The following is a 10,827-nucleotide window of genomic DNA, read 5'->3' as shown; positions in this document are numbered from 1 at the left end:
CCAAACACCCCCCCCTGCACTCCCCCGCCAAACCCCCAACCCCCCTCTCCCGCCCCGGTCCCCGCGCCCCCACACCACCCCCCCCCGCCCCCCCCCACCGCCCCCCGCCGCCGCCGTGGCCAACCAGGGTCGCTGACCGGCACGACGAAGGGCCCCCGGGCACCCGGGGGCCCTTCGTCCGTCCGTCTCAGCCCGCCGAGGTGGGCGGGGTCTGCCCGGTGATCAGGTAGACCACGTGCTCGCCGGAGTTGACGGCGTGGTCGGCGAAGCGCTCGTAGAAGCGGCCGAGCAGGGTGGCGTCGATGGCGGTCTCCACGCCGTACGGCCAGTCCTCGCCGAGCAGCACACCGAACAGGCTCCGGTGCAGGTCGTCCATGGTGTCGTCGTCGCGGTCCAGTTCGGCGGCGAGGTCGGCGTCGGGCTTGGCGAGCACCGAGCCGATCTTGACGGCCATCCGGTCGGCGGTGGCGGCCATGTCGGTGAAGATCGGCCGCAGCTCGGCCGGCACGGCCGGCGACGGGTGCCGGCGCAGGGCCGTCTTGGCGACGTGGTCGGCCAGGTCGCCCATCCGCTCCAAGTCGGCCGCGACGTGCAGCGCGGTGATCATCGCGCGCAGGTCGGAGGCGACCGGCGCCTGCCGGGCGAGCAGGTCGCAGACCCGCTCCTCGACGTGCCGGTAGAGGTCGTCGATCTCGGCGTCCCGCTCGATCACCGTCTCGGCCGCCCGGCGGTCCGCGGTGAGCAGGGCGCGGGTGGCCTGCCGCATCGCGGCCCGGACCCCCTCCGCCATGTCCACCAGCAGTTGGCTGACGATCTGCAGGTCAGCCCGGAACTCGTCGCGCATTGTCACGTCCTGTGGTCGGTGGTCGCCGCCGGAGGGCGGCGAGGGAGCAGGTGCGCCGCCCACGGTAGGTCGGACGGACGGACCGCAGATGAACCACGGTGAACGACGCCGGACGCGGGAGTGAACTTTCCCGGAAGCGAGCGTGATTCGCCCTATTTGTAGTGGTTGCCAGGTTAACAATCGCCCTACGATCGCCGGGTGGAGTGGGCGGTGACGGTCGCGTTGGCCGTGGGGCTGGTGGCCGGACTGGTCGCCGGGGTGCTGCTGCCCCGGTTCGTACCGGGGTTGGGCGGGCGCTCCACCTCGACGGGGAGCCGGCCGGGCTTCCCCCTCACGCGTGGGAGGCTCCCGATAGCCGAGGATCCGCTGTCCGGGCTCGGCCGCCGGACCATCGACTCGCTCCGCGCCGGCGTGGTGGTGCTCGACCCCGACGACCTGCCTGTCCTGGTCAACCCCGCCGCCCGCGCGATGGGGCTGCTCCGCACCGGCCCGACCCCCGGCTCGATCGCCGCCCACCCGCTGATCCGTACGCTCGCCGGGCAGGTCCGGCGCACCGGCGTGCGGCGCGAGATCGAGCTGGACCTGCCGCGGGGCCGCGACAACACCGGGGTGAACCCGCTCGGGGTGCACCTGCGGGCGATGGGAATCGGCGCGGGCTACATCGCGGTGGAGGCGGCGGACGTCACCGAGTCGCACCGGCTGGCCCGGGTGCGCCGGGACTTCGTGGCCAACGTCAGCCACGAGCTGAAGACCCCCATCGGCGCCCTGCAACTCCTCGCCGAGGCGCTGCTCGACGCCACCGAGCCGGCCGGCGCGGGCGCGCCCGACCTCTCCGAGGACCTGGTCGCCGCCCGGCGCTTCGCCGAGCGGATCCAGCACGAGTCGACCCGGCTGGGCCGCCTGGTGCAGGAGCTGCTGGAGCTGACCCGGCTCCAGGGCGCCGAGGCGCAGCCGCCCCCGGAGCCGGTCGCCGTCGACTGGGTGGTCGCCGAGGTGGTCGACCGGACCCGCACCTCCGCCGCCGCCCGCCGCATCGACGTGGTCGTCGAGGGGGAACGGGGGCTCACGGTCCACGGCAGCGACACCCAGCTCGCCACGGCGGTGTCGAACCTGGTCGAGAACGCCATCAACTACTCGGGCGAGGACACGACCGTCCGGATCACCGCCCGCGCCGACGACGAACACGTGGAGATCGCCGTCGCCGACCAGGGCATCGGCATCGCCCCGACCGACGTCGACCGGATCTTCGAGCGCTTCTACCGGGCCGACCAGGCGCGGTCCCGGTCGACCGGCGGCACCGGGCTGGGGCTGGCCATCGTCAAACACATCGCCGGCAACCATGGCGGGCGGGTCGAGGTGTCGAGCACTCTTGGTGGTGGATCGACGTTCACCCTGCGGCTGCCCGCCCGTCCCCCCGACGAGATCCTGGCGACACTGCCGTCTGCTGGGATCGAGGCCGGCCCGGCCGAGCTCCGGCAGGTCTGACAGCAATGGAAAGGAAATCCCCGTTGAGCCGCGTTCTGGTGGTCGAGGACGAGGAGTCGTTCTCCGACGCCCTGTCGTACATGCTCCGCAAGGAGGGCTTCGAGGTGTCCGTCGCCGCGACGGGCCCCTCCGCCCTCACCGAGTTCGACCGGACCGGCGCCGACATCGTGCTGCTCGACCTGATGCTGCCCGAGATGTCCGGCACCGAGGTGTGCCGGCAGCTCCGACAGCGCTCGCACGTGCCGATCATCATGGTCACCGCGCGGGACAGCGAGATCGACAAGGTGGTCGGCCTGGAGATCGGCGCCGACGACTACGTGACGAAGCCGTACTCGCCGCGGGAGCTGGTCGCCCGGATCCGGGCGGTGCTGCGCCGGCAGAGCTCCGAGGTCGCCGAGTCGGGCGCGCCGACGCTGGCCGCCGGCCCGGTCCGGATGGACATCGAGCGGCACGTGGTGACCGTCGACGGCGCCCCGGTGCAGCTTCCGCTCAAGGAGTTCGAGCTGCTGGAGCTGCTGCTGCGCAACGCCGGCCGGGTGCTGACCCGGGGGCAGCTCATCGACCGGGTCTGGGGGGCCGACTACGTCGGCGACACCAAGACCCTCGACGTGCACGTCAAGCGGCTGCGTTCCAAGATCGAGCCGGAGCCGTCCGCGCCGCGCTTCATCGTCACCGTGCGGGGTCTGGGCTACAAGTTCGAGCCCTGATCGGCGTACGCGCGAAAGGGGCCCGCGCCGGCGCGGGCCCCTTCCGTACGTGCCGCGGTGGCGGTCAGGCGCCGTCGGCCGGGTGCGGGGCGACCATGCCCTGCCGGCTGCGCGCCCCGCACAGCTCGGCCAGCTTCGCGTACGCGGGCGCGCCGATCAGCGCGGTCAGCTCCGGGCCGTAGGAGACGTACATCGGCTCGGCGCCGACGTGCGCGTCGGTGGAGGAGGTGCACCACCAGTCCAGGTCGTGCCCGCCGGCGCCCCACCCCCGCCGGTCGAACTCGGACAGCGTGGAGACCAGCACCTTGGTGTTGTCCGGCCGCTTGACCCACTCCTGGTCGCGGCGGATCGGCAGCTGCCAGCAGACGTCCGGCTTGTATTCCAGCGGGTGCACCCCGTCGCGCAGCGCCTGGGCGTGCAGCGCGCAGCCGGCGCCGCCCGGGAAGTCGGCGTCGTTGAGGAAGACACACGGACCGTCTTCCGCCTGGGTGGCGGTGCGGCGGGCCGGGTTCTTGCCGTCGATCGTGTCGTTCTCGGTCCAGTTCTTGAACCCGCGCCGGAAGTGCTGCCACGTCGCCGGGCTCAGCCGCTTCACCGCGGCCCGGACCCGCTGCTCGTCGTCGGAGTCGGTGAAGAACGCGCCGTGCGAGCAGCAGCCGTCGGCGGCCCGGCCGGCGACGATGCCGTGGCAGCCCCGGCCGAAGACGCACGTCCAGCGGGAGAGCAGCCAGGTCAGGTCGGCCCGGACCAGGTGGTTCTCGTCCGCCGGGTCGGCGAACTCGATCCACTCCCGCGGGAAGTCCAGCGGCACCTCGCGGCTGCGCGGGTCGTCCGGGTCGTCCACCAGCACTCGGAGTTCGATCTGCCCTGTCACCCGGCCCAGCGTACGCCCGGAGCCCGGCCCGGTCCGCCGAGCCGCGCGATCGCGTTGCCCCTAGTGTCTTGGACATGCGACTGGGTGTCCTCGACGTCGGTTCCAACACGGTGCACCTGCTGGTGGTCGACGGCCACCACGGCGCGCACCCGTGGCCGGCGCACTCGGAGAAGGTGGTGCTCCGGCTGGCCGAGCAGATCGGCCCGGACGGCGCGCTCACCGAGACGGGCGCGGACGGCCTGGTCAAGGCGGTCAGCATGGCCAGGGCGGCCGCCGCCGGGCTGGACGCCGACGACCTGATCGCGTTCGCCACCTCCGCCGTGCGGGACGCCACCAACGCCCCCGAGGTGCTCGCCCGGGTCCGCGAGGAGGCCGGCGTACGCCTGGAGGTGCTCCCGGGCGCGGACGAGGCGCGGCTGACCTTCCTCGCGGTGCGGCGCTGGTTCGGCTGGTCAGCTGGTCGGCTGCTGGTGCTGGACATCGGCGGCGGCTCGCTGGAGATCGCGGCCGGCATCGACGAGGACCCGGCCGAGGCGGTGTCGCTGCCGCTCGGCGCCGGCCGGTTGACCCGGGACCGGCTCCGGGTGGCACCGGACAGCGCGGCGCCGCCGCCGGCCGAGGCGGTCGACGAGCTGCGGGCGTACGCCGACGGCCTGCTGGAGCCCGTCGTCGCGCGGATGACCGCGGTGGGCTGGGAACGGCCGGTGGCCACCTCGAAGACCTTCCGGACCCTGGCCCGGCTGGCCGGTGCGGCCCCCTCCGGCGCGGGCCTGTGGGCCCCCCGCCGGCTCACCCGCCGCGGGCTGCGGCAGGTGCTCGGGTTCATCCGGCACATCCCGCCGGCCCAGCTCGCCGAGCTGGAGGGGGTCAGCGCGGGCCGGGCCCACCAGTTGCTCGCCGGGGCGGTGGTCGCCGAGGCGGCGATGCGCCGGCTGGACGTGGAGGCGCTGGACATCTGCCCGTGGGCGTTGCGCGAGGGCGTGATCCTGCGCCGGCTCGACCAGCTCGGTTCCGGGTGATACGGGCGCTTTGCGGGTTCTCGTCATGAGGTGTCAATCGACCCCGGCTACCCTCGATGGTGTGACTTCCCGCGTCCCCGTGCTCCTGTCCAGTTCCTCGGTCTTCCCTGAGCGGACCGCGGCGGCGTTCCAGCTGGCCGCGGCGCTCGGCTACGACGGCGTCGAGGTGATGGTCTGGACGGACGCCGTCAGCCAGGACGTCGGCGCGCTGCGCGGGCTCGCCGAGCACTACGGCGTCCCGGTGCTCTCCGTCCACGCGCCCTGCCTGCTGGTCACCCAGCGGGTGTGGAGCCCGGACCCGTGGGAGCGGCTGCGCCGGTCCGCGGAGATGGCGGCGGCGCTCGGCGCGCCCACCGTGGTGGTCCACCCGCCGTTCACCTGGCAGCGCGACTACGCGCGCAACTTCGCCGACGGGCTGGCCAGGATCGCCGGCGAGTTCCCGGAGCTGCGCCTCCCGGTGGAGAACATGTACCCGGTCCGGATGGCCGGCCGGCAGTTCGTCCCGTACGTCCCGGGCTGGGACCCGACCGAGACCGGCTACCCCTCCTACACGCTCGACCTGTCGCACTGCGCCGCCTCGCACACCGACGCGATGGCGATGGCCGACCGGATGGGCGCCGGCCTGGCGCACGTCCACCTCGGCGACGGCACCGGCGAGGGGCGCGACGAGCACCTCGTGCCCGGGCGCGGCAACCAGCCCTGTGCCGAGCTGCTCTCCTCGCTCGCCGGGCGGGGGTTCACCGGCTCGGTCGCCGTGGAGGTCACCACCCGGGGCGCGAAGAGCCGCGCGGTGCGGGAGGCCGACCTGCGCGAGGCGCTGGAGTTCGCCCGCCAGCACCTCGGCACCCCGTCCCCCGTCGACGCCTGACGCGCCGACCCTCGACGCGGCACCCGAACCACGCGGGTCGGGCGGCGCCGCGGCGGGAGGCCGGGCGCGGCGGGCCGCGCCGCGAGCCGGTCGAGGGTGCCGGTCGACAGCCCGGCCCGGCCCGGGCGTCAGGCGACCGTGGTGAGGGATTCCTTGCTGGCGGCGCCGGCCTGCTCGCCCACCGCGGCGCGCTTGCGGGCCCGGTGCGCGGCCACGTGCGAGCGGGTCGCGCAGCGCTCCGAGCAGAACCGCCGGCAGCAGTTGGACGAGGTGTCCAGGTAGACGTTGCCGCAGCGCTCGTCGGCGCAGACCCCGAACCGGGCGCTGCCGTACTCGCAGAGCCAGACCGAGAGGCCCCAGACCGCGCCGGCCAGGTATTCGGCGCTCACCGAGGCGCCCCGGCTGGTCACGTGCATGTGCCAGTCGCTGGAGTCGTGCCCGGAGATGCGGGGCTGCACCGGGAACGCCTCCAGCAGGGCGTTGAGCTCGGCCACCGCCTGGGCGTCCCGTCCGGAGGTGCCGTACTCGAAGACGTCGCGCAGGCGCTTCTGCGCCCGCCGGAAGGTCGCGAGGTCCCGCTCCGCCACCTCGTCACGCATCCACGCGTTGTCGTCGGGGAAGAGGGCCCGCAGGTCGTCGAGGTCGTCCAGGCGGGCGTTGACGAGGTCAACGCCGGTCCGGGCGTACGCGTCGAAGTTCACGCCCCCAACGGTAGACGACTCAGGAGCCGCGTGGTGCGTCGATGTAGTGCGGCAGGAACCGCGCGTAGCCGTCGGTGATGAGGCTCGCGCTCTCCCGCAGCCCCGCACCGGCCGACTCGCCGTCGACCACCCAGCTGCCCAGCACCATCCGGTTGCCCTCGAACTCCGGCAGCGCGCGGAACTCCTGGTAGCAGAAGCCCTCGTCGCCGTAGATCCCCGGATTGGTGATCTCCCCGGCGCCGGTGACGATCCGCACCGAGCCGCCCTCCCGGCCGAGCAGCGGCTTGGCGACGTACTCGGACATGCCGCGCGGCGAGTCGAGGTACGCCGGCAGCAGCAGCTCGTGGCCGGGGTACAGCTCCCAGAGCACGGCGAGCAGCGCCTTGTTCGACAGCAGCAGCTTCCACGCCGGCTCGATCCAGGTGGTCGGGGTGCCCGGCCGCAGCGCCAGCGACCCGTACGGCTCGGCGAGCATCCACTCCCAGGGATAGAGCTTGAAGCAGGTGGTGACCGGCCGGCCCGCCGCGTCGACGAAGCGCCGCCCGTCCCAGCCGATCTCCTGGACGGGCTGGAACACGACGTCCAGCCCGGCCTGCCGGGCGGTCTCGGCGAGGTAGCCGGCGGTCATCTGGTCCTCGCCGGACTCCTCCTCGTTCGACCAGACCACGTGCACCCGCCGGTCGTGCAGGCCGGCGCCGATCTTCGCCCAGGCGCCGACGAGGCGCTCGTGCAGGCTGTTCCACTGGTCCAGCTCCGGCCGGGTGTGCTCCAGCCAGTACCACTGGACGATGCTCGCCTCGACCAGGGCGGTCGGGGTGTCGGCGTTGTACTCCAGCAGCTTCGGGGGCCAGCTGCCGTCGTACCAGAGGTCGAAGCGCCCGTAGAGGGTCGGCGGCGACTCGCGCAGCGACCGGGCCACGGCCTCGGCCGCCCAGTCCGGGATGCCGAACTCGGCGTGGCGGCGGCGCGCGACGACGTGCTCGGCGGCGGCCACCGACATCCGGTGCAGCTCCTCCGTCGCCTCCTCCAGCCGCAGCACCTCGTCCAGCTCGAAGGCGTACGCGGCGGTCTCGTCCCAGTACGACATGATCCCGCCGTCGGGCAGCTCCGTGTCGACGTACACCAGGCCCTGCGAGCGGATGGTCGTGTCCCAGCCGGGGCGGGGGGTGACGGACTCCCGGCGCACGTCAGCCGCCGCAGGCGGCGAGGTGGGTGCCGAAGCCGCCCCGGTCGGGGACGGCCGCGGTGACCGGTTCCGGCGCGGTGCCGCCGGCGGTGACCTCGGGCACCCGCAGCGCGACGGCCACGGTGCCGCCGCCGCCGACCGGCCCGAGGGCGCAGTCGTCGTCATCGTCGTCGTCGGAGGTCGTGTTGCAGGCGGAGAGGGCGAGCGCCAGGGCGGTGAGCGCGCCGAGCTGCACGGAGGCCGACCGGAGCCGGCGGCGGGGGCGGGGGCGATGTTCCACGTCATGGTTGTAACCGATGGACACCAGTGCCGTCCGCCCCCGGGTAAGGCATGTGACGCGGTTGGGACCTGGGCGCGGGTACTGCCGCCGCCGCCCGGCGCGCGGGCGTCGTCGGGCGTTACGCTCGGTCCATGCTCCGTTCCGTCATCCTCGCCGCCTCCCGGTCATCCCAGGTCGAGCGGCTCGTCGCGACGGCCCCGGTCACCCGGGACCTCGTCCGCCGGTTCGTGGCCGGCGCCAAGACCGACGACGCGTTGCGCGCGACCCGCGAACTCGTCGACGACGGTCTCGCGGTCACCCTCGACCACCTCGGCGAGGACACCGTCACCCCCGAGCAGGCCAACGCCACCCGGGACGAATACCTGCGGCTGCTGACGCGGCTCTCGGGCGCGGGGCTGACCCCGGCGGCCGAGGTGAGCGTCAAGCTCTCCGCGCTCGGCCAGATGTTCGACGAGCAGCTCGCCTACGACAACGCCCGGGCGATCTGCGCCGCGGCCGACGAGGCGGGCACCACGGTCACCCTGGACATGGAGGACCACACCACCACCGACTCGACCCTGGACATCCTGGCCAAGCTCCGCAAGGACCACCCGTCCACGGGGGCGGTGCTCCAGGCGTACCTGCGGCGGACCGAGTCGGACTGCCGCGAGCTGGCCACGGCCGGGTCCCGGGTGCGGCTGTGCAAGGGCGCGTACAAGGAGCCGGAGTCGGTGGCCTACCAGTCCGCCCGCGAGGTGGACAAGTCGTACGTCCGCTGCATGAACATCCTGATGTCCGGCGACGGCTACCCGATGCTGGCCACCCACGACCCGCGCCTGATCGCCATCGGCGAGGACCGGGCCCGCTGGTTCGACCGCGGCCCCGAGCGGTTCGAGTTCCAGATGCTGTACGGCATCCGGCCGGAGGAGCAGGCCCGGCTGGTCGGCGAGGGCTACACCGTGCGCACCTACGTGCCCTACGGCGACCAGTGGTACGGCTACCTGATGCGCCGCCTCGCCGAGCGCCCGTCCAACCTGGCCTTCTTCGGCCGGGCCGTGCTCAGCAGGAAGTGACTCAGACCCTCGACCAGCCCCGGGTGCTCCGCACCAGGCGGGCCGCCCTGCCTGAGCCCACCCGGCGGGCCCGCCGGCCCGCGTCGCCGTGGGCGGCCGGCGCGACCCGCCCGGGGGCGGCGTCGGGCCGTGGCGGTGGTCGCCGGGGCGATCGGATGGTCGTACCCTTCGCCGGTGACTGACGGGCAGCCTGAGGCCGACGGTCGGCCGGCGACGGACGACGCGCGGGCCGCCGCGACGACACCATCCGCCGCGTCGTCCACGCCCACCGAGCCGCCCGTCCCGGGCACCCCGGCCGTGCCCGCCGGGCCGGCCACGTCGCCCGCGCCCGCCGACTCGGCCACGTCGTCCGCGCCCGTCGGGCCGGGCCTGCCGACCGTGCCCACGGCGTCGGCCGAGCCCGGTCCCGTCGCGCTGCCGGTGGCGCCGCCGGAGCGGGCGTCGCGGCGGCTGTGGCCGCTCTGGGCGGCGCTCGCGGCGGTCGTGGTGATGGTCACCTGCGGCCTGTCCACGGCGTTGCTGGCCGGCCTCGCGCGCGACGACGCCGGGCCGGTGCCGGGGGCCTCCGACACCCGGGCCGACGACCCCGCCACGAGGGCCGCCCGCCAGCTCGGCGAGCGGATGACGGCGGAGCTGGCGCGGCAGTCGGCCGCGCTGCTCGCCGGGGACCGGGCCGGGTTCCTGGCCGTCGCGGAACCCGTCGCGCACCCGGACCTGCGCCGCCGGTACGCCGCGCTGCGGGCGCTGCGGGTGACCGCCTGGCAGGCCGAGGCGACCGGCCTGCCCACCCCGGTCGAGGGCCGGCCCGGCGAGTGGCGGTTGCCGGTCGAGTTTCGGTACTGCTTCGTCGTGCCGGACTGCCGTACCAGCCGGGTGCTGACCGGCACCCGCTGGCGGTCGGGGGACCGGCCCCGGCTGCTCGCCGTGGAGCCGTCCCGATCGGCGGAGACCGGCACCCGGCCCTGGGAGGTCAGCGAACTGGCCGTCGCCGTCGGCCCGCGCACCCTGGTGGCCACCACCCCCGCCCTGCGCCGGCACCTGCCCGGCCTGCTCGCCCAGGCCGAGGCGGCCGCCACGGTCGCCGACACGTACGCCGTCGGCGGCCGGCCGCCCGACCGGTACCGGGTCTTCTACGCGGGCCGCGCGGAGTGGCAGCACTGGTACGGCGGGGACCGGCCGAAGTGGACCGGCGGGTACGCGGTCACGGTCGGCGGCGGCCACCACGAGGTGGTGCTCAACGCCGACGGGCTGGTGCCCAGCGGGGTGGACGACCTCCTCCGGCACGAGCTGACCCACGCCGCCTCGCTGCCCGAGCGGGGCTACCCGGGCAAGGGCATCTGGTGGCTGGTCGAGGGGCTGGCCGAGCACGCCGGCGCCGACGGCCAGCCGGTCGACCGGTACGAGGGACTGGCCGAGGTGCGGCGGCTGACCGGCGGCTGGGACGGGCGGCTCGACGGCCTCACCCCGGCCGACGATGCGCCGGCCGAGCTGGTCAGCGGCAGCTACGGCATCTCCTACCTGGCCGTCCGGCACCTGGTCGACCGGTTCGGCCCGGAGCGGCTGCTGGCCTTCTTCGCGGCGGTGGTGCACGAGCGTCGCCCGGTGGCCGACGCGGCCGAGGCGACCTTCGGCGAGCCGTGGAGCGCCCTGCACGACGAGTGCGTCGCGTACGTCCGGGCCGTGGCCGCCTGACCGGCGCGTCGTCCGACGCCGCCTGACCGGCGCAGGCCGAACGTCGCCCGGGCGGTGCGTCGTCGGGCGTCGACGCGGGCTCGTGGCGCGGGCCGCGCGCGCCGCACCGCCCGCCGCAC

General features: G+C 74.8%; 11 protein-coding genes. 6 read left to right on the top strand and 5 right to left on the bottom strand.

What is annotated here, in order from left to right; all coding sequences use genetic code 11:
* Window positions 1–187 precede the first annotated feature (187 nt).
* On the bottom strand, window positions 188–844 hold the full coding sequence (gene phoU / locus AB0L34_RS30395) for a phosphate signaling complex protein PhoU (RefSeq protein ID WP_363708714.1): 657 nt from the start codon (window positions 842–844) through the stop codon (window positions 188–190).
* Window positions 845–1,042: 198 nt separating this feature from the next.
* On the opposite strand from phoU, the gene AB0L34_RS30390 reads away from it, so the two are divergent.
* Both AB0L34_RS30390 and AB0L34_RS30385 read left to right on the top strand, forming a co-directional pair.
* Window positions 1,043–2,329 (top strand): ATP-binding protein, encoded by a 1,287-nt coding sequence (locus tag AB0L34_RS30390; RefSeq protein WP_363708712.1) that lies wholly within the window; start codon window positions 1,043–1,045, stop codon window positions 2,327–2,329.
* A gap of 23 nt (window positions 2,330–2,352) precedes the next feature.
* Window positions 2,353–3,036 (top strand): response regulator transcription factor, encoded by a 684-nt coding sequence (locus AB0L34_RS30385; protein WP_350707007.1) that lies wholly within the window; start codon window positions 2,353–2,355, stop codon window positions 3,034–3,036.
* A 64-nt stretch (window positions 3,037–3,100) separates the two neighbouring features.
* Here the strand turns inward: AB0L34_RS30385 and AB0L34_RS30380 are convergent, their stop codons facing one another.
* Complete coding sequence (locus AB0L34_RS30380; RefSeq protein ID WP_350707009.1) at window positions 3,101–3,910, bottom strand: hypothetical protein; 810 nt, start codon at window positions 3,908–3,910, stop codon at window positions 3,101–3,103.
* Between the two features lie 74 nt (window positions 3,911–3,984).
* Here AB0L34_RS30380 and AB0L34_RS30375 point away from each other — a divergent pair, with 74 nt between their 5' ends.
* Entirely contained in the window at window positions 3,985–4,929 is a 945-nt protein-coding gene (locus AB0L34_RS30375) for a Ppx/GppA phosphatase family protein (RefSeq protein WP_363708710.1), read from the top strand.
* A gap of 61 nt (window positions 4,930–4,990) precedes the next feature.
* Complete coding sequence (locus AB0L34_RS30370; RefSeq protein ID WP_363708708.1) at window positions 4,991–5,797, top strand: sugar phosphate isomerase/epimerase; 807 nt, start codon at window positions 4,991–4,993, stop codon at window positions 5,795–5,797.
* A gap of 128 nt (window positions 5,798–5,925) precedes the next feature.
* Here the strand turns inward: AB0L34_RS30370 and AB0L34_RS30365 are convergent, their stop codons facing one another.
* From AB0L34_RS30365 to AB0L34_RS30355, 3 genes are read right to left on the bottom strand one after another with little or no spacing between them, the layout of a single operon-like run.
* Window positions 5,926–6,498, bottom strand: a complete 573-nt coding sequence (locus AB0L34_RS30365) for a CGNR zinc finger domain-containing protein (RefSeq protein WP_350707015.1) — start codon at window positions 6,496–6,498, stop codon at window positions 5,926–5,928.
* A 19-nt stretch (window positions 6,499–6,517) separates the two neighbouring features.
* Window positions 6,518–7,684 (bottom strand): glutathionylspermidine synthase family protein, encoded by a 1,167-nt coding sequence (locus tag AB0L34_RS30360; RefSeq protein WP_363708706.1) that lies wholly within the window; start codon window positions 7,682–7,684, stop codon window positions 6,518–6,520.
* 1 nt (window position 7,685) lies between these two features.
* Complete coding sequence (locus AB0L34_RS30355; protein ID WP_363708704.1) at window positions 7,686–7,964, bottom strand: hypothetical protein; 279 nt, start codon at window positions 7,962–7,964, stop codon at window positions 7,686–7,688.
* A gap of 131 nt (window positions 7,965–8,095) precedes the next feature.
* Between AB0L34_RS30355 and AB0L34_RS30350 the strand changes: the two genes are divergently transcribed.
* A complete protein-coding gene (locus AB0L34_RS30350; RefSeq protein WP_357457482.1) occupies window positions 8,096–9,016 on the top strand; it encodes a proline dehydrogenase family protein in 921 nt (306 codons plus the stop codon).
* Window positions 9,017–9,190: 174 nt separating this feature from the next.
* Window positions 9,191–10,708, top strand: a complete 1,518-nt coding sequence (locus AB0L34_RS30345; RefSeq protein WP_363708702.1) for a hypothetical protein — start codon at window positions 9,191–9,193, stop codon at window positions 10,706–10,708.
* Window positions 10,709–10,827: the final 119 nt, after the last annotated feature.

Origin of the sequence: Micromonospora sp. NPDC052213, from assembly GCF_040679695.1 — a bacterium.
Lineage (GTDB): Bacteria > Actinomycetota > Actinomycetes > Mycobacteriales > Micromonosporaceae > Micromonospora.
Note: the sequence above shows the minus strand (reverse complement) of the source record. Positions and strands in the feature narration are given on the sequence as shown.